We start from the raw sequence: 17,010 nt of genomic DNA on the forward strand, positions 1-17,010 counted from the left end.
AATATCGTGAATCTGAACGCGACCCTATTCGCGCAAATGATCGTTTTCTTCGTCTTATGGTGGGTTGTTGCACGCTTTGTGTGGCCACCGCTAGTTAAGGCGTTAGATGAGCGTTCAAGCAAAATTGCTGACGGCTTAGCTGCCGCCGAGCGCGGTAAAGAAGCACTCGCATTAGCAAGCAATGAAGCAGAGCAAGAATTAACTAAAGCACGCCAAGAAGGTGTGCAGCGTGTTGCAGAAGCAGAAAAACGTGCACAAATGTCCGCTGAAGAAATTCGCGCAAATGCACAAGCAGAAGCAGCTCGCATTATTTCTCAAGCAAAGCAAGACGCAGATCAACAAGTCACTCGTGCCCGCGAAGTATTGCGTGCGGAAGTCGCCGTATTGGCTGTTAAAGGCGCAGAGCAAATTTTGCGTCGTGAAGTGGATGCAAAAGTCCACGGCACATTGCTGGATCAACTAAAGGCAGAACTTTGATATGGCTGAATTAGCCACGATTGCACGCCCTTATGCTGAAGCACTTTTTCAAAGTGCTAAGCCTGCCGAGTTTGCTACTTGTTTAGAGCAGTTGAATGAACTGGCGCAGCTTGCTGCATTGCCAGAAGTTGCTGCTTTATCAAATAATCCAAAAGTATCGGCAGATGACGTCAGTAAATTGCTCTCCGGCATGGTGAAGACTAAGTTGGATAGTAAAGTCGCCAGTTTTTTAAGCCTTGTAAATCAAAGCCATCGCCTATCTGCCATGCCTGAAATTGCTCTTCAGTTTGAGGCAATGAAGAATCAGAGCGAAGGTGCAGCAGAAGTAATGATTACTAGCGCATTCCCATTAGAGGGTTCTGCGTTAAATGATTTGTTGTCAAGTTTGAAGAAGCGCTTTGGGGGCAAAGAATTGCGCCCAACTATCCAAGTAGATCCAGAATTGATTGGCGGAGTTCGCATTCAAGTTGGAGATGAGGTAATGGATAGTTCAGTGAAGGCACAGCTAGCGCAAATGCAAGCAAGTCTTGGCGCATAAGTTATCCCTATTAAGAACATACGAAATAAGACCCAGGAGTAAGTAATGCAACTCAACCCTTCCGAGATCAGTGAACTGATCAAAAGCCGAATTAGCGAAATGGGTGTTGATTCCCAACTTCGCAACGAAGGCACTGTAATTTCAGTGACCGACGGTATTTGCCGCGTACACGGCTTATCTGGTGTTATGCAGGGCGAGATGTTGGAGTTCCCCAATAACACAATCGGCCTCGCATTGAACCTTGAGCGTGATTCAGTTGGTGCTGTGGTGTTGGGTGAATACACCCACATTAAAGAAGGCGACCCAGTTAAATGTACTGGTCGTATTTTGGAAGTTCCAGTTGGCCCAGAGTTGCTCGGCCGCGTTGTAAACGCACTGGGTCAGCCGATTGATGGCAAAGGCCCAATCAATACTAAGTTAACTGACTTTATCGAAAAAGTGGCTCCAGGCGTGATTGCACGTCAATCTGTTAGCCAGCCAGTTCAAACTGGTTTGAAGGCGATTGATGCAATGGTTCCAATCGGCCGTGGCCAGCGCGAGTTGATCATTGGTGACCGTCAAACAGGTAAGACAGCAGTTGCGGTTGACGCGATTATTAACCAAAAAGGTAAAGGCGTTTATTGCGTTTACGTGGCGATCGGTCAAAAAGCTTCTACTATTGCCAACGTTGTTCGCAAGCTCACCGAGCTAGGCGCAATGGAATACACCGTTGTTGTAGCGGCAAGCGCTTCTGAGTCTGCAGCAATGCAGTACCTCTCAGCATATGCTGGATGCACAATGGGTGAATACTTCCGCGATCGTGGTGAAGATGCATTGATCGTGTATGACGATTTAACAAAACAAGCGGTTGCATACCGTCAGATTTCTTTGCTCTTGCGTCGCCCACCAGGCCGCGAAGCTTACCCCGGCGATGTGTTCTATCTCCACTCACGTTTACTTGAGCGCGCTGCTCGTGTAAATGCTGAATATGTTGAGAAATTTACAAATGGTTCAGTAAAAGGTAAGACAGGCTCTTTGACTGCACTGCCAATTATTGAGACTCAAGCTGGTGACGTTTCTGCATTCGTTCCAACCAACGTGATTTCGATTACTGACGGCCAGATTTTCTTGGAAACCGACTTGTTTAACGCCGGCGTACGCCCTGCGATTAACGCCGGTATTTCTGTGTCACGCGTTGGTGGCGCAGCTCAAACTAAGGTGATCAAGAAATTGTCTGGCGGTATTCGTACCGACCTAGCTCAGTATCGTGAATTAGCAGCGTTTGCGCAGTTTGCATCCGATCTTGATGATGCAACACGTAAGCAACTCGAGCGCGGTAAGCGTGTTACTGAGTTGTGTAAGCAGGCGCAGTACAAGCCTTTGCAAGTTTGGGAAATGGCTGCCTCACTTTATGCCATGAACAACGGCTACTTTGATGATCTTGAAGTAAAGCATGTATTAGCATTTGAAAAAGGCTTACAAGATCATTTGAAATCAAAATACGCTGATTTAGTTGGCCGTATTGAAGAGACCAAAGACTTGAGCAAAGATGATGAAGCTGCTTTGCGTTCCGCGATTGAGGATTACAAGCGTTCAGCCTCTTTCTAAGAGGACTCGCATAAATCATGGCAAGCACAAAAGAGATACGATCTAAGATCAAGAGCGTGCAAAACACGCGCAAGATCACGAAGGCAATGGAAATGGTCGCCGCATCTAAGATGCGTCGCGCCCAAGAGCGTATGCGTAATGCGCGTCCTTATGCTGAAAAAATTCGTGAGATTGTTGCCAATCTTTCAAAAGCAAACCCTGAGTTCCGCCCTGCTTACATGGCAACTCGTGATGTAAAGAAAATTGGCACGATTTTGGTTACAACCGACAAAGGTTTATGCGGTGGACTAAACACCAACGTATTGCGTTTGATTGCAAACCAAGTGCGCGATATGCAAGGCAGCAATATAGATATTGAATACACTGCCATCGGCTCAAAAGGCCTCCAGTTTTTGAATCGTTCCAAAGCAAAACTGATTTCTCAAACAACTCAAATTGGCGATACACCACACATGGATGTGTTGATTGGCGCAATCACTGCCCAGTTAGAAGCGTTTGAGCGCGGTGAAATTGATGCTGTTTATTTGGCATATAACCGCTTTGTAAATGCTATGAAACAAGAGCCTGTTTTAGAAAAACTCTTGCCACTGGAGCCAGCTACATTGACTTCAGAAGGGAAGGCAGGAAATTCTTGGGATTACATCTACGAACCTGATGCGGAGTCCGTCTTGAATGGCTTGCTCAAGCGTTATGTAGAGGCAATGATTTATCAAGCTGTTGCTGAAAATATGGCTTCGGAACAATCTGCACGAATGGTCTCAATGAAAGCCGCTTCAGATAATGCGAAGAATGTGATTGGTGAATTGCAATTGGTTTACAACAAAACACGACAGGCTGCTATTACTAAAGAGTTGTCAGAGATTGTTGGCGGAGCGGCTGCGGTTTAAGCGGTCAGCGTTTAGGAATACGAAAGAATTCAGGAATTAAAAGCGGAGAAATGCGATGAGTAACGGAAATATCGTGCAGTGTATCGGTCCAGTGGTGGACATTCAGTTCCCACGTGACAACATGCCAAACATTTATGAGGCCTTGACATTAGTTGAGAGCGGAGAAAAATCATTTGCTGAAAAAGGCTTGACCTTTGAAGTTCAGCAACAAATTGGTGATGGCGTAGTTCGCGCAATTGCTATGGGCGCTAGCGATGGATTGCGTCGCGGTATGCAAGTTAAATCGACTGGCGCTCCAATTTCTGTTCCTGTTGGTCCAGCCACACTGGGCCGCATTATGGATGTTTTAGGTCGCCCAATTGATGATGCAGGCCCTATTGCTACCCAAGAGCGTCGTGCCATTCACCAGCCAGCACCAAAGTTTGATGAACTCTCGCCATCCGTTGACTTGTTGGAAACCGGTATTAAAGTTATTGACTTAGTTTGCCCGTTTGCTAAAGGCGGTAAGGTTGGCTTGTTCGGCGGTGCAGGTGTTGGTAAGACCGTGAACATGATGGAATTGATTAACAATATCGCTAAGCAACACTCAGGTTTATCTGTGTTCGCCGGTGTTGGTGAGCGTACTCGTGAAGGTAATGACTTCTACCACGAGATGAAGGAATCTAACGTTGTAGATAAAGTGGCGATGGTGTTTGGTCAGATGAACGAGCCTCCTGGCAACCGTTTGCGCGTTGCGTTGACTGGTTTGACAATGGCCGAAGCTTTCCGTGACGAAGGCCGTGACATTTTGTTCTTCGTTGATAATATTTATCGTTACACACTCGCCGGTACTGAAGTATCAGCGTTGCTCGGTCGTATGCCTTCTGCTGTGGGTTACCAGCCAACATTGGCTGAAGAGATGGGTAAGTTGCAGGAGCGTATTACTTCAACAAAGACCGGTTCTGTTACATCTATTCAGGCCGTTTACGTTCCTGCTGATGACTTGACCGATCCATCACCAGCCACAACCTTCTTACACTTGGACTCCACAGTGGTGTTGTCACGTGATATTGCTGCTTTGGGTATTTACCCAGCGGTTGATCCACTGGATTCAACCAGCCGTCAGCTTGACCCACAAGTAGTTGGTCAAGAGCACTATGATGTCGCTCGTGAAGTTCAGATGACTTTGCAGCGTTACAAAGAGTTGCGCGACATTATTGCTATTTTGGGTATGGACGAGTTGTCACCAGAAGACAAATTAGCTGTGTCACGTGCACGTAAGATCCAACGTTTCTTGTCCCAGCCTTTCCACGTTGCTGAAGTATTTACTGGTTCACCAGGAAAATACGTTCCATTGAAAGAAACTATCCGTGGTTTCAAGATGATTTGTAGCGGAGAATTGGATCACTTGCCAGAGCAAGCGTTCTACATGGTGGGTTCAATTGATGAAGCCATCGAGAAAGCTAAGAAGCTTTAATCGAACTCATCTAGGGAAATTATGTCCACTATACGCGTCGATGTAGTAAGTGCTGAGAAATCTATTTTCAGTGGGGAAGCCAAGTTTGTAGCGCTTCCTGGAGAAAATGGTGAGCTCGGTATCTTACGCGGCCACACTCCTTTGATTACACGCATTCGTCCAGGTTCAGTTCGTATCGAAAAAGCTGATGGTGACGAAGAGTTTGTATTCGTTGCGGGTGGCTATTTAGAAGTTCAGCCTGACCATGTTACTGTATTGGCAGACACTGCTATTCGCGGCCATGATTTAGATGAAGCTAAAGCGAACGAAGCTAAGAAGCGTGCTGAAGAAGCAATACAAAATCGTGGCACGGACTTTGATTTGGCCTTAGCTCAATCAGAGTTTGCGATGGCAGCAGCCCAGCTGGCTGCTATTGCACGTTTTCGTCGTAAAAAGTAAGAGTCGGACATTTCCTTGTTGGTAAATGATCGATTTTTAAAAGCTTGCTTGGGCGAAGCGGTTGATCAAACCCCGCTTTGGCTCATGCGCCAAGCTGGTCGTTACCTACCAGAGTACAACGCTACCCGTGCAAGAGCTGGAAGCTTTCTTGGCTTAGCTAAAAATCCAGCCTATGCAACTGAAGTAACCCTCCAGCCACTAGATCGCTACCCATTAGATGCAGCGATTTTGTTTTCAGATATTTTGACCATTCCAGATGCAATGGGCTTAGGTCTGAAATTTACAGCAGGTGAAGGCCCCAGCTTTGATAGCCCCCTTCGTACAGAAGAGGCGGTAAAAAAATTACGCGTTGCGGATATGGATCAGCTCAAATATGTTTTTGATGCTGTATCAGAAATTCGCAAAGCTTTGGTTCAAGATGGAAAGCAGCGCGTGCCACTAATTGGCTTTTCTGGTAGCCCATGGACATTGGCCTGCTACATGATTGATGGTTCTGGCTCAGACGATTTTCGTCACGCCAAGACCATGATGTTTAGTCGCCCAGATTTGCTTGAGCATATTCTGGAGATTAATGTGCAGTCGGTGGCTGCTTATTTAATTGAGCAGGTTAAGGCGGGTGCACAAGCGCTTATGATTTTTGATACTTGGGGCGGCTTACTTCCCGACGGTTGGTATCAGCGCATGTCTTTGGCCGCTATGCAAAAAGTGATTGCACTGTTACCTCGTGAACATGAGGGGCGCAAGATCCCAATCATTATGTTCACAAAAGGTGGTGGTATTTGGTTAAATGACATGGCGCAAATTGGGGCAGATGTCATTGCAATCGACTGGACAATGCGCTTAAGTCGCGCTCGTCAGCAGCTTTTAGACATCAACAAACCGCTGGCTTTGCAAGGCAACCTAGATCCGCTAATTTTGTTCTCAGAGCCAAAGCAAGTTGCTGCTGCTGCAGAAGGCCTCTTGAATGACTTGGCGAGCGCTCCTGCGTTAAAGCCTGGCCTACATCCCCTCGATGGACATATTTTTAATCTGGGGCACGGCATTAACCAATTTACCCCACCCGAAAATGTGGCGGCGCTTTCCGAAGCCGTAATCAAGCACTCAAAAGCCTTGCGCACATAGCAATAACTATAAGTAATTGCTAACTTAGGCTAGTATTTTGGTAAAAGTTATGCACAGAAATGTGCAAAATTAAAAATACAGTGAGATTCATGAGAATTATCAATCTTTACTTTATTAAACATATATAAGTCATTGATTTATATTGGAAATTAATACAATATTGATTTTCTGTCCAAGATGGCGTTCCTATAAAATGTCTATAGAAACGCAAAGCAACAAATGATATCCACAGACTTATCCACAGGGCGTAATAACAAATTTTAGTAGATGATCCTCAGCCTATCGTAGTCCAGGTAGTAGTAGATAAGCCTTTAGTGCAGGGCTTTGACTACCTATGGGATATTGAAAAGTTGGGTAAATTACCTGAAATTGGTAATGTGGTTGAGGTGCCCTTTGCTAGGTCTAAAGAAATTGGGCTGATAGTAAGGGTTAGTAATCACTCCGATTATGAGATTGGAAAGCTCAAATACGTAGATCGCCTTGCGCCACTTCCTGTATTGGACCCCGCTTTATTGCGATTAATGAGCTTTACCAGTCACTATTACATCCACGCTTTAGGGGAAACCGTATTGCCGGTCATACCGCAGATGTGGAAAAAAGCAGATGAATGGGAAAAAATACCGGAAAAACTGGAATCTGCAGACAAAAAAGGTAAAAAAAAGCTTGTAGCAGTGGCAGAAGGTTTGATAACCGTAGAGCAATTGAATTCCGATCAAAAGGTCGCCCTATGTCAACTACTGGCAGATGGTCAAAAAGAAAATCAATTCAGGGCGATTTTATTGCAAGGCCAAACGGGGAGCGGCAAAACAGCCGTCTTTCTAAATTGGCTTACAAACACTCTTAAAGAAGAGGGTGCCCAAGTACTTTTACTGGTGCCAGAAATTAACTTAACTCCGCAACTAGAAAGACGCGTGAAAGCCTATTTCCCTGATAAAAAAATGGCGGTATTACATAGCGGTGTTAGCGAAAAGAAACGAGGCGTTGCTTGGTATGAGGCAATGACTGGCAAAGCGCAAATTATTTTAGGAACCAGGCTAGCAGCTTTAACGCCTATACCTAACTTACGAGCCATCGTGGTGGATGAAGAGCACGATCCATCTTATAAGCAACAAGATGGGACTCGATATTCAGCAAGAGATTTAGCAATCTGGCGAGCGCATGATCAAAAAATTCCCATCCTCTTGTCTTCTGCCACGCCCTCACTAGAAACCTGGTTAGCCGCTCAATCGGGGCGCTATGAAAATATTCGACTTGATCAGCGCGCTCAAGGCGCAGCTCTACCTAGTGTGCACTTAATTAATACACGTGATCCACAAAATCAATTTAGCCCAGGCGATGCAGGTGTGCCCAAACAAAAAAGTCTGATTACAAAAACACTTGCAAATGCGATTAGCAAGTCACTTGTAGAAAAAAAGCAAAGTTTGATTTTGATTAATAGGCGCGGTTATGCTCCGGTACTCAGTTGTTCAGCATGTAATTGGCTATCAAAATGTACGCAATGCTCTACCTATACAGTAATGCATAAGGCCGGCGCTTTAAGTAAAAGATCGGTATTGAATTGCCATCATTGTGGGTTGGTAAAACCCATCCCACAGTTTTGCCCTGATTGTGGAAATGCAGATCTTAAAACGCTTGGTCATGGGACTCAAAAATTAGAAGATGCCATTGAGGAAATGTGGCCACAAGCGAGGGTATTGCGGGTCGATACAGATTCAAGCAGAAAGAGTAAAGGAGCAGAAGCGCTCTTTACCGAAATACATGATGGCAATGTTGACATTATCGTTGGCACTCAAATGATTGCCAAAGGACATGATTATCAAAACATTGGATTAGTCGCCGTGCTGGACGCAGATAGCCGACTCTATTCAGCAGACTTTAGGGCGGCCGAAAGATTATTTACGCAGTTAGTTCAGGTGGCCGGACGCGCAGGAAGGTCGGGCACCAAAGGTGAAACTGGGGGAGATATTTATATCGAGACACAATACCCAAAGGCGCCTGTATTTCAGTATTTGTTAAGACATGATGTCGATGGATTTTTAGCATTTACTGCCAAAGAGCGCGAAGAGGCGAAATTACCGCCCTACTCGTATCAAGCGCTTATTCATGCAGAAGGTAAAAGCCTAGATCGGGCGATTCAGTTTTTGAATGAACTCAAGGCGCGTATAAAAACTCAGGGTCTGATTACGAGAGAGCTTAAAGTGTACGACCCAGTACCTAAGCCAGTCATGCGGGTGGCGGGTGCAGAGCGCGCCCAATTATTAATTGAGTCAGGTAATCGCAAGTTACTACAAGAAACGCTTGAAATAATTGATCAAGAATTGCGCCAAGATTCCACAGGAAGAATCAGTAAAACATCACGTATTCGATGGTTGATAGAGCGCGATCCGATTGCTATCTAAGCACCGGCGCTAGACTCGTATTGTGCGAGCGACATTAAGTTGTTTAGGTCAGTACTCAGCGTCTCAGTAGATGTTGGTTTAATTTTAAATAACCAAACTGCATACGGCTGAGTATTCACCACCTCAGGGCTGACATTCACCTCTTCATTGAGGGCAACAATTTCACCGCTGATAGGAGCATGAATATCGCTTGCTGCCTTAACGGACTCTATTGCAGCAATGGCTTCGCCCCGCTTTACTTGTTGGCCAATTTTTGGCGCCTGGAAAAACATGACATCACCCAAAGCTTCTTGCGCATGATTGCTAATGCCTACCCAAACTAGCCCATCATCTTCGATGCTAGCCCACTCATGTGTTTCTGCGAATTTAAATGTGTCTTGAGTTTTCATTGAGTGTTCTGTGGACTATGTCGACGTTTGCTGAAGAGCGCGCCAAAGCAATCCCTATTGAGGATTGTTTAATCGCAAATTAGTAAAGCTAAATGAAGATTTAGGTTTTTGCTGAGCCAGTACGGTGTGTACGGTTGTATAAACAGCTTGCACAAATCCAGCGCTGCTTGCGATTGCTTGTCGGAATCCAGGTACCACCTTCCAGACGCTTTTCGCGACTGCATGAGGAGCAGAACTTAAGGCTCTGTGAAGTTTCTTGGGTAGCAGCTGGAGTCGAGGTAGTCATGGGCAATCCGGGTAATCCAAATCTTGTACAGAAACTCTATTTTACCCGTTTTGTCCGGCCGGGGCTGGGCTCAGGACAACTCGTACCGAATCGGCCGTTTTATTACCATCAAAATCGAGCCAGGCCTTATTTTCAAAGTCATAGAGCTTGCACTTACGAGCCGTCTCGAAATACCATGCCCAAGAGAACTTTTGGATAAAAATACGCTCTGGAAGGATGGTTTCCAGGGTATTTTGGGCCTCTTGAAGGCGATATAGGGGCACGCTCATATCTACGTGATGGGCCGTGTGCTCCATGATGTGGTGCATTAAAGAGCCCCAAATCCAATTAAAGGTCAAATGCACTGTGGTGGATACAAAAGGCTGGGCGCGTAACCACTCAGATTTCTTGTCATACCAAGAGACTGAAGTGTGGGTATGGTGAACATAGACCACAAAACCAATCATTCCATTCCAGAAAAGGAAGGGAAGAGCAAAACCAGTGATGAGGCCAAGCCAGACAGATTGACCAGTGGCGAGAGCGCCAAAAACAAGACAAGCAATCCAGATAATGGCAAAGCCAGTCACCAATAAATTGTCTTTCAAGAAAATTGGACGATCGCCAGGTTTGTTTTTTGCATTCGGGAAGTACTCACGTCTCCACCAGATCTCAATGAGGTAGTAGAGAACAGGGCCCCAGCCACTACGGTAGAGGCGCTCTAAGGCTTTGCGCCAAGCAGGAAGTGCATCAAATTCCGCTTTTGATAATGGAGCCCAAACAAAGTCAAAGCCCTTGAGGTTAGTCTGGCCATGGTGAACAACGTTGTGGCCTACATCCCATAAGCTATATGGGGTTAGAGACGGCAAGAATGCAATGCGACCTAATACTTTGTTAAGTTCGCGGTGCGGTGTGTAGCTTTGATGGCAAGCATCGTGACCTAAGATGAAGATGCGACCAGTAACAAAACCTGCAACTAAGCCCAATGCGATTTTGATCAGTACGCTCTCAATAAAAATAGTTCCAGCGATACAGGCAAGCCATAAAACAGCATCTAATGCTAGCAAAGCAATTGCTTTTGCTGTTTCACCTTGAGCCATAGGGATCAACCAGCTACGAATAATTTTTCGGTGCGGCAACGGAAGATCTGGGGCCAAAGGATTAGCCATAGAGGGTTCGGATAGGGCAGAATTTAGATAGTTTGACATGATAAGAATCAATAAGTTAGGGTGAAATGATAGCCTTGTTCACTAATTTATGCATGACGTGGGTCAAAAACCCCCTCTGTTTTGGTGCGCCCGGCAGGAATCGAACCTGCGACCCTTGGCTTCGGAGGCCAATACTCTATCCACTGAGCTACGGGCGCCAGTATGAAATTCGCTAACTACGCCATTGTAAGTGCCTATATCCCTAGGCTCTCGTTATAATCTATGTAGAACCATCCTAAAAACCCGTCAAACTATAAAAGTCCTATGAGCGAAGCGCACGGCAGCATCATTAAAACCCCCAAACAGCTGATCATCACGGTGTTCGCCACCTTTTTTGTGCCATTGATCATCATTTTGTTGCTATTGGTATATGTAAATAACGGTAAACGTACTGATGCGGCTGCCTCTGCTGAGCAGTTGATTAAACCTGTTGCGCAACTGAATTACCAGGATGCTAGCGCTCCAGCGGAGTCCAAAGAGGCTGCCCCAGCCACTAAATAAGGTTTAATGCTCTGGATAAAGCTGGCTAGATGCCAGCTTTTTATTCTTCTTCGTTTTGACGTTTTGCGTCTAGAGTAACTTGGTACGCCTCTTTTTTGCTCAGCCCAAGCGTTTGAGCGAGCACGGCAGCAATTTCTTTGCTGCCTAAGTAAGGACTTAGGGCATTAGCCCATAGCAAGAGCGCCGAGTTTTCAGGAGCCTCGTCCGCGTAGGCTTGGCGGCCAGCTACTAAAATAATAAATTCACCCCTGAGGCTCTCAGCTTTATCAAGCCACTCCGGAATATCCGCAGCAGTGAGTGTGACCAGCTGCTCAAATTTTTTGGTCAGCTCTCTGCCTACTATTACCTGTCGCTCGGCCTCTAGTTCTTTGCTTAGCGTTATCAGGGTCTCGCGTATTTGATGTGGTGATTCAAAAAAGATGCTCGTTTTTGAATTGTTACGAATATCTTGAATAAGGGCGCCCCGCTCTTTTGCTTTATTTGGCCAGAAGCCCAGAAACTGAAAGCGCCCTTCTGATGGCAGCATGACAGAGCCACTAGCAGAAATAGCGGCAGAAATCGCGCTTGCACCAGGAATGGGAATAATGCGAAAGCCAGCCTTTTGTACCGCGTTCACCAATCTTGCGCCGGGATCTGATACTCCGGGTGTACCGGCATCTGAAATGTAAGCCCAGCGTTCATTTTGAGCGAGGCGCTCAATAATGGTTTGCGCACCAGTAATTTCATTGTGTTCATGCAAAGCGACACATTTCTTATGAATGCCAAAATGTTGCAGCAGGGGCGCGCTATGCCTCGTATCTTCACAGGCAATACCGTCTACTGAATTAAGCACATGCAGTGCACGCAAGGTAATGTCACCCAAATTGCCAATTGGCGTGGCAACCATGTATAGAGAGCCAGCTGGCAGATCCTGTTGTTTTAAAAAGTCAAAGGAGCTTAATTCCATGTAGGCAATCTTTTGTTAAATAGTATTAATTAGTAAGAGAATACGTTGATTTTGAAGTCATGGGTAGCGTAGGCGGGCTGCCCGAACTATGGCGCATAATAATGTGATGGATAAAGATACTCTCGAACGTTTGCGCGCTCGCGCATCCCAACATTTTTTAGACAGCATTGCTGTAAAGCAGGCTGCTGAAAAAATACTTCCTGAGCCGCTTGCTCGCGGCATAGTTGCCATGACAAACTGCCTACGCGCTGGCGGAAAAGTAATGGCTTGCGGTAATGGCGGATCAGCCGCTGATGCGCAGCATTTCGCCGCTGAGCTGATTGGTCGCTTTGAGAGAGAGCGACAAGAGTTGGCTGCGATTGCGCTGACTACAGACACATCTATTTTGACTGCTGTAGGAAATGACTACAGCTATGACGAAATCTTTGCTAAGCAAGTACGCGGCCTTGGAAAAAAAGGTGACATCTTAATTGGGATCTCCACTTCAGGAAATTCAAAAAACGTAGTGAGAGCAATTGAGGCTGCAAAAAAGATGGGGATTCAGATTATTGCCTTGACTGGTAATGGTGGTGGAAAGATTGCTAGCTTATTAGACACTAATGACATTCATCTGTGTGCGCCCTCCACTCGTACTGCTCGTATTCAAGAAACGCATTTAGTTTTACTTCATGCCTTATGCGATGGTGTAGATCATTTATTGCTCGATTAATAAATTCATTAATTAAAAGGTACGCATATGCGAAATACCCTCATCATCAAATTATTTGCTGTGATGTTGATTTCCTCCTTCCTATCTGGTTGTGGCTTATTAGCTGTTGGCGGTGTTGTGGCAGGCGCAAGCGTATTGGCTGATCGCCGTTCTCCAGCCGTGCAGGCAATTGATAAGGGCATTGAGTTAGAGGCTGGCAATGCTTTAGCCAAGCGCTATGGTGATAATGCCCACATTAACGTGACATCATTCAATCAAAAGGTATTGTTAACTGGTGAGGTTAAGGATGCCGATATTAAGGGCCAAGCCGCCACCTTTGCAAAGGCAATGAAAAATGCCCGCTCTGTCTTTAATGAATTGGTCATCGGCCCTAATAGCACCTTTACAGCTCGTGCGAATGATTCTTACCTCGAATCTAAAATCAAAACCCAAATGATCTTCACAGACAAGTTGCCATCGAATTCAATGGCAATTGTTGCTGAAGGGAGCAGCGTTTATTTGATGGGCATTCTGACGCAAAATGAAGCCGCGATTGCTAAAAAAGTTACGAGCAATGTTGATGGTGTAAAAGATGTGTACGTCTACTTCGATATTATTTCTGATGCAGAAAAAACGCGTCTTGAAAAACAAGGTAAGGCAGACGAATCGGAGCCAAACTCAATGCCAAAGCAGTAAGGTTGTTTGATGTAAAGTGAGTAATGAATTTATCTATGCAAGATCTGAAATCTGTTTTACTCACTACCGTCTTCTTGCTATGCTCGCTAAGTGCGAAGGCATCTAGTGACGATACAAAGGCGGCTTTACTTGCAAAGCAAAATGCTTGCCTGGGATGTCATGCGGTTGATAAAAAAATTGTGGGCCCTAGCTTTCAAGCGGTTGCAAAAAAATACGCAAATGACCCTAGCGCAACTGCATTTTTAAAAAACAAAATTATTAAAGGTGGCTTGGGATCTTGGGGCGTTGTGCCAATGCCAGCAAATGCAAAGTTGAGTGATGCCGATGTATCTTTATTGGCTGGTTGGATTTTGCGCGGAGCGCCTAGCCCAAATTAAGTTGGGCGAACGACTGGCTTTCCAAGAAACCAGGACCACGCATCATTTGAACGCTTAAAGTTTTCTTTTAGGGCGTAGTCAAAGTCAGCCCACTGTTCGTTTGCAGCCTCTTCGACAATCGTACCTGAATTTGCAGGCGGTAATTTTAAGTAAGCATCGGCATCACCATGGGCGTACTCAACAAGCATGCCCGCCTTTTGCGCCAGACGCATCATCGCCCTGTTATTTGCTAGGCAATGTACGAATAAAATTTCGATCCGAGTATTGCGTGAGTGCATTGAGGCGCGGGCCAATAATGCTGTACCAATGCCCTGCCCCCGGCCATTAGGCAGCACCGATACGCCAAATTCTGCAGCTAGTGGCTGGTCTTTTATTTTGGGTAGATACGCCAAATGCGCCATGCCAATCAAATTTAGCTCGGAGTCAAAGCTGCCAAATATTGCATCTATTTTGAAATCAAGCTTCTCTACATAGCGATGAATAACCTCATCAGGAGTTTGAGTGCCGAAGCGAAGACGACGATCCTCCTCATTTAGCAGCAAAAGATGCTGAAGAATGCGCTCTCTATGGCCAGCATGTAATTCGCGAATAGGCACGACTGAGCCAGCAGCATATGGCTTGCTGGGTAAGTGACTGTTTGCTAGTTTATTGTGCATAGCAACATATTAGCAGAAACTAGAGCAAATTACAGGGTTTTCCCTAGGTATAAGAATAGAGACATAAAAAGGGCGATACAGGGAGTTAAAAACCGAATAATTGCCGCAAATTTTTCTACCTTATTTTTAAAAACCCTTATATTTTCAAAAAAATTGAAAAATATTTTCGCCCTCCATCCCCTTGTTCTACATAGGTTTATTTTAAAAGTAGGAAAAAACATCGCTTTTTTATAGAAAAAGACTACGAAAGGTGTTGACGGACCCCCAAAAGGGGTATAAAGTCTCATCTCTCAGCTGCAACGTTTTATGAATTACGAAACGCGCAGCCCTCTTTAAAAATTAGTCAACCGATAATTGTGGGTACTAAGTGAAAGCATCAAGTCCTTCGGGACAGATGTAAATAAATAGTACTCATAGACAGTAAAAAGATTTGGTTTTATTACCAAGTCAATTTCTTTTGAATGAGTGCGACGATCCGCAAGGATCACAGGAATTAAACTGAAGAGTTTGATCCTGGCTCAGATTGAACGCTGGCGGCATGCCTTACACATGCAAGTCGAACGGCAGCACGGGTACTTGTACCTGGTGGCGAGTGGCGAACGGGTGAGTAATACATCGGAACGTACCTTATCGTGGGGGATAACGCAGCGAAAGCTGTGCTAATACCGCATACGCCCTGAGGGGGAAAGCGGGGGATCGAAAGACCTCGCGCGATTAGAGCGGCCGATGCCTGATTAGCTTGTTGGTGGGGTAAAGGCCCACCAAGGCGACGATCAGTAGCTGGTCTGAGAGGACGATCAGCCACACTGGGACTGAGACACGGCCCAGACTCCTACGGGAGGCAGCAGTGGGGAATTTTGGACAATGGGGGAAACCCTGATCCAGCAATGCCGCGTGAGTGAAGAAGGCCTTCGGGTTGTAAAGCTCTTTTGTCAGGGAAGAAACACCGGCTCTAACACAGTCCGGGAATGACGGTACCTGAAGAATAAGCACCGGCTAACTACGTGCCAGCAGCCGCGGTAATACGTAGGGTGCAAGCGTTAATCGGAATTACTGGGCGTAAAGCGTGCGCAGGCGGTTATACAAGACAGGCGTGAAATCCCCGGGCTTAACCTGGGAATGGCGCCTGTGACTGTATAGCTAGAGTGTGTCAGAGGGGGGTAGAATTCCACGTGTAGCAGTGAAATGCGTAGATATGTGGAGGAATACCAATGGCGAAGGCAGCCCCCTGGGATAACACTGACGCTCATGCACGAAAGCGTGGGGAGCAAACAGGATTAGATACCCTGGTAGTCCACGCCCTAAACGATGCTGACTAGTTGTTCGGAATTTACATTCTGAGTAACGTAGCTAACGCGTGAAGTCAGCCGCCTGGGGAGTACGGTCGCAAGATTAAAACTCAAAGGAATTGACGGGGACCCGCACAAGCGGTGGATGATGTGGATTAATTCGATGCAACGCGAAAAACCTTACCTACCCTTGACATGTCACTAACGAAGTAGAGATACATTAGGTGCCCGTAAGGGAAAGTGAACACAGGTGCTGCATGGCTGTCGTCAGCTCGTGTCGTGAGATGTTGGGTTAAGTCCCGCAACGAGCGCAACCCTTGTCTTTAGTTGCTACGCAAGAGCACTCTAAAGAGACTGCCGGTGACAAACCGGAGGAAGGTGGGGATGACGTCAAGTCCTCATGGCCCTTATGGGTAGGGCTTCACACGTCATACAATGGTGCATACAGAGGGTTGCCAACCCGCGAGGGGGAGCTAATCTCAGAAAATGCATCGTAGTCCGGATCGTAGTCTGCAACTCGACTACGTGAAGCTGGAATCGCTAGTAATCGCGGATCAGAATGTCGCGGTGAATACGTTCCCGGGTCTTGTACACACCGCCCGTCATACCATGGGAGTGGGTTTTGCCAGAAGCCGTTAGCCTAACCGCAAGGAGGGCGACTGCCACGGCAGGGTTCATGACTGGGGTAAAGTCGTAACAAGGTAGCCGTATCGGAAGGTGCGGCTGGATCACCTCCTTTCTAGAGAAAGATGCTGAATCCTAGTGCCCACACTTATCGGTTGACAATAAAAGCCACGGGTCTGTAGCTCAGCTGGTTAGAGCACTGTGTTGATAACGCAGGGGTCGTAGGTTCAAGTCCTACCAGACCCACCACCAGCCAGAAACAAGACTTAGTGGGACGTTGGGGGATTAGCTCAGCTGGGAGAGCACCTGCTTTGCAAGCAGGGGGTCGTCGGTTCGATCCCGTCATCCTCCACCATCATCTAAATGTCAAAACTAAGCGAAGACTTAATCGTTTAGTTTTGCCATTTATGGCTGTTCTTTAAAAATTTGAGTAAGCAAAGTGTCAAATGTTTCTTTGAGAGGACATTTGA

General features: G+C 46.1%; 17 protein-coding genes, 3 tRNA genes and 1 rRNA gene. 15 read left to right on the forward strand and 6 right to left on the reverse strand.

From position 1 onward, the window contains the following. Positions 1 to 6 precede the first annotated feature (6 nt). The 8 genes from FD977_RS00090 (at position 7) to priA (ending at position 8,904) form a co-directional block, all read left to right on the forward strand. Positions 7 to 477 carry a F0F1 ATP synthase subunit B gene (locus FD977_RS00090; RefSeq protein WP_215305614.1) on the forward strand — a complete coding sequence of 157 codons (471 nt, stop codon included), beginning with the start codon at positions 7 to 9 and terminating at the stop codon, positions 475 to 477. Between the two features lies 1 nt (position 478). After that, positions 479 to 1,015: a F0F1 ATP synthase subunit delta gene (locus FD977_RS00095; protein WP_215305615.1), complete on the forward strand. Its 537-nt coding sequence runs from the start codon at positions 479 to 481 to the stop codon at positions 1,013 to 1,015. Between the two features lie 45 nt (positions 1,016 to 1,060). Next, a complete protein-coding gene (gene atpA, locus FD977_RS00100; RefSeq protein ID WP_215305616.1) occupies positions 1,061 to 2,602 on the forward strand; it encodes a F0F1 ATP synthase subunit alpha in 1,542 nt (513 codons plus the stop codon). Between the two features lie 17 nt (positions 2,603 to 2,619). Further along, complete coding sequence (gene atpG, locus FD977_RS00105; protein WP_215305617.1) at positions 2,620 to 3,489, forward strand: F0F1 ATP synthase subunit gamma; 870 nt, start codon at positions 2,620 to 2,622, stop codon at positions 3,487 to 3,489. A gap of 55 nt (positions 3,490 to 3,544) precedes the next feature. Then, positions 3,545 to 4,945 (forward strand): F0F1 ATP synthase subunit beta, encoded by a 1,401-nt coding sequence (gene atpD / locus FD977_RS00110; RefSeq protein WP_215305618.1) that lies wholly within the window; start codon positions 3,545 to 3,547, stop codon positions 4,943 to 4,945. A gap of 21 nt (positions 4,946 to 4,966) precedes the next feature. After that, positions 4,967 to 5,383: a F0F1 ATP synthase subunit epsilon gene (locus FD977_RS00115; RefSeq protein WP_215305619.1), complete on the forward strand. Its 417-nt coding sequence runs from the start codon at positions 4,967 to 4,969 to the stop codon at positions 5,381 to 5,383. A gap of 9 nt (positions 5,384 to 5,392) precedes the next feature. Then, the gene (gene hemE, locus FD977_RS00120) at positions 5,393 to 6,505 is read left to right on the forward strand and encodes a uroporphyrinogen decarboxylase (protein WP_215306979.1); all 1,113 of its coding nucleotides are present in this window, start codon (positions 5,393 to 5,395) and stop codon (positions 6,503 to 6,505) included. 281 nt (positions 6,506 to 6,786) lie between these two features. Next, positions 6,787 to 8,904, forward strand: a complete 2,118-nt coding sequence (gene priA / locus FD977_RS00125) for a primosomal protein N' (protein ID WP_256442664.1) — start codon at positions 6,787 to 6,789, stop codon at positions 8,902 to 8,904. Here the strand turns inward: priA and gcvH are convergent. The 4 genes from gcvH to FD977_RS00145 all read right to left on the reverse strand — a co-directional run bounded on the left by gcvH (position 8,901) and on the right by FD977_RS00145 (position 10,921). After that, entirely contained in the window at positions 8,901 to 9,293 is a 393-nt protein-coding gene (gene gcvH, locus FD977_RS00130) for a glycine cleavage system protein GcvH (protein ID WP_215305620.1), read from the reverse strand. The two genes, priA and gcvH, sit on opposite strands and share 4 nt — an antisense overlap. Before the next feature lie 100 nt (positions 9,294 to 9,393). Continuing rightward, positions 9,394 to 9,579, reverse strand: a complete 186-nt coding sequence (locus tag FD977_RS00135; RefSeq protein ID WP_041396810.1) for a hypothetical protein — start codon at positions 9,577 to 9,579, stop codon at positions 9,394 to 9,396. 41 nt (positions 9,580 to 9,620) lie between these two features. Beyond that, positions 9,621 to 10,763, reverse strand: a complete 1,143-nt coding sequence (locus FD977_RS00140; RefSeq protein ID WP_251369498.1) for a fatty acid desaturase — start codon at positions 10,761 to 10,763, stop codon at positions 9,621 to 9,623. Positions 10,764 to 10,845: 82 nt separating this feature from the next. Further along, positions 10,846 to 10,921 (reverse strand) — tRNA-Arg (locus FD977_RS00145). 106 nt (positions 10,922 to 11,027) lie between these two features. Here FD977_RS00145 and FD977_RS00150 point away from each other — a divergent pair. After that, on the forward strand, positions 11,028 to 11,264 hold the full coding sequence (locus tag FD977_RS00150) for a hypothetical protein (RefSeq protein ID WP_251369207.1): 237 nt from the start codon (positions 11,028 to 11,030) through the stop codon (positions 11,262 to 11,264). Between the two features lie 40 nt (positions 11,265 to 11,304). On the opposite strand, the gene rsmI is transcribed toward FD977_RS00150, so the two are convergent. Then, entirely contained in the window at positions 11,305 to 12,210 is a 906-nt protein-coding gene (rsmI, locus tag FD977_RS00155; RefSeq protein ID WP_215305621.1) for a 16S rRNA (cytidine(1402)-2'-O)-methyltransferase, read from the reverse strand. 106 nt (positions 12,211 to 12,316) lie between these two features. Between rsmI and FD977_RS00160 the strand changes: the two genes are divergently transcribed. The 3 genes from FD977_RS00160 to FD977_RS00170 are packed head-to-tail and all read left to right on the forward strand — an operon-like array spanning position 12,317 to position 13,971. Further along, positions 12,317 to 12,919, forward strand: a complete 603-nt coding sequence (locus FD977_RS00160) for a phosphoheptose isomerase (RefSeq protein WP_215305622.1) — start codon at positions 12,317 to 12,319, stop codon at positions 12,917 to 12,919. Positions 12,920 to 12,946: 27 nt separating this feature from the next. Then, positions 12,947 to 13,594 carry a BON domain-containing protein gene (locus FD977_RS00165; RefSeq protein ID WP_215305623.1) on the forward strand — a complete coding sequence of 216 codons (648 nt, stop codon included), beginning with the start codon at positions 12,947 to 12,949 and terminating at the stop codon, positions 13,592 to 13,594. A 23-nt stretch (positions 13,595 to 13,617) separates the two neighbouring features. Then, a complete protein-coding gene (locus FD977_RS00170; protein ID WP_251369499.1) occupies positions 13,618 to 13,971 on the forward strand; it encodes a c-type cytochrome in 354 nt (117 codons plus the stop codon). On the opposite strand, the gene FD977_RS00175 is transcribed toward FD977_RS00170, so the two are convergent. Further along, entirely contained in the window at positions 13,968 to 14,627 is a 660-nt protein-coding gene (locus tag FD977_RS00175; RefSeq protein ID WP_215305624.1) for a GNAT family N-acetyltransferase, read from the reverse strand. The two genes, FD977_RS00170 and FD977_RS00175, sit on opposite strands and share 4 nt — an antisense overlap. A gap of 495 nt (positions 14,628 to 15,122) precedes the next feature. Between FD977_RS00175 and FD977_RS00180 the strand changes: the two genes are divergently transcribed. From FD977_RS00180 to FD977_RS00190, 3 genes are all read left to right on the forward strand, one after another. Then, a 16S ribosomal RNA gene (locus FD977_RS00180) occupies positions 15,123 to 16,655 on the forward strand. A gap of 57 nt (positions 16,656 to 16,712) precedes the next feature. After that, positions 16,713 to 16,789: transfer RNA gene (locus FD977_RS00185), tRNA-Ile, on the forward strand. 30 nt (positions 16,790 to 16,819) lie between these two features. Continuing rightward, positions 16,820 to 16,895, forward strand: a tRNA-Ala gene (locus tag FD977_RS00190). Positions 16,896 to 17,010 lie beyond the last annotated feature (115 nt).

The organism is Polynucleobacter sp. AP-Elch-400A-B2 (genome assembly GCF_018688355.1).
Lineage (GTDB): Bacteria > Pseudomonadota > Gammaproteobacteria > Burkholderiales > Burkholderiaceae > Polynucleobacter.

What these genes read in the sequence shown, in the direction of transcription:
- FD977_RS00095 (WP_215305615.1), top strand. Translation starts at nt 479, where the DNA reads ATGGCTGAATTAGCCACGATTGCACGCCCTTATGCTGAAGCACTTTTT.
- atpA (WP_215305616.1), top strand. Translation starts at nt 1,061, where the DNA reads ATGCAACTCAACCCTTCCGAGATCAGTGAACTGATCAAAAGCCGAATT.
- atpG (WP_215305617.1), top strand. Translation starts at nt 2,620, where the DNA reads ATGGCAAGCACAAAAGAGATACGATCTAAGATCAAGAGCGTGCAAAAC.
- atpD (WP_215305618.1), top strand. Translation starts at nt 3,545, where the DNA reads ATGAGTAACGGAAATATCGTGCAGTGTATCGGTCCAGTGGTGGACATT.
- FD977_RS00115 (WP_215305619.1), top strand. Translation starts at nt 4,967, where the DNA reads ATGTCCACTATACGCGTCGATGTAGTAAGTGCTGAGAAATCTATTTTC.
- gcvH (WP_215305620.1), bottom strand. Translation starts at nt 9,293, where the DNA reads ATGAAAACTCAAGACACATTTAAATTCGCAGAAACACATGAGTGGGCT.
- FD977_RS00135 (WP_041396810.1), bottom strand. Translation starts at nt 9,579, where the DNA reads ATGACTACCTCGACTCCAGCTGCTACCCAAGAAACTTCACAGAGCCTT.
- FD977_RS00140 (WP_251369498.1), bottom strand. Translation starts at nt 10,763, where the DNA reads ATGTCAAACTATCTAAATTCTGCCCTATCCGAACCCTCTATGGCTAAT.
- FD977_RS00150 (WP_251369207.1), top strand. Translation starts at nt 11,028, where the DNA reads ATGAGCGAAGCGCACGGCAGCATCATTAAAACCCCCAAACAGCTGATC.
- rsmI (WP_215305621.1), bottom strand. Translation starts at nt 12,210, where the DNA reads ATGGAATTAAGCTCCTTTGACTTTTTAAAACAACAGGATCTGCCAGCT.
- FD977_RS00160 (WP_215305622.1), top strand. Translation starts at nt 12,317, where the DNA reads ATGGATAAAGATACTCTCGAACGTTTGCGCGCTCGCGCATCCCAACAT.
- FD977_RS00165 (WP_215305623.1), top strand. Translation starts at nt 12,947, where the DNA reads ATGCGAAATACCCTCATCATCAAATTATTTGCTGTGATGTTGATTTCC.
- FD977_RS00170 (WP_251369499.1), top strand. Translation starts at nt 13,618, where the DNA reads ATGAATTTATCTATGCAAGATCTGAAATCTGTTTTACTCACTACCGTC.
- FD977_RS00175 (WP_215305624.1), bottom strand. Translation starts at nt 14,627, where the DNA reads ATGCACAATAAACTAGCAAACAGTCACTTACCCAGCAAGCCATATGCT.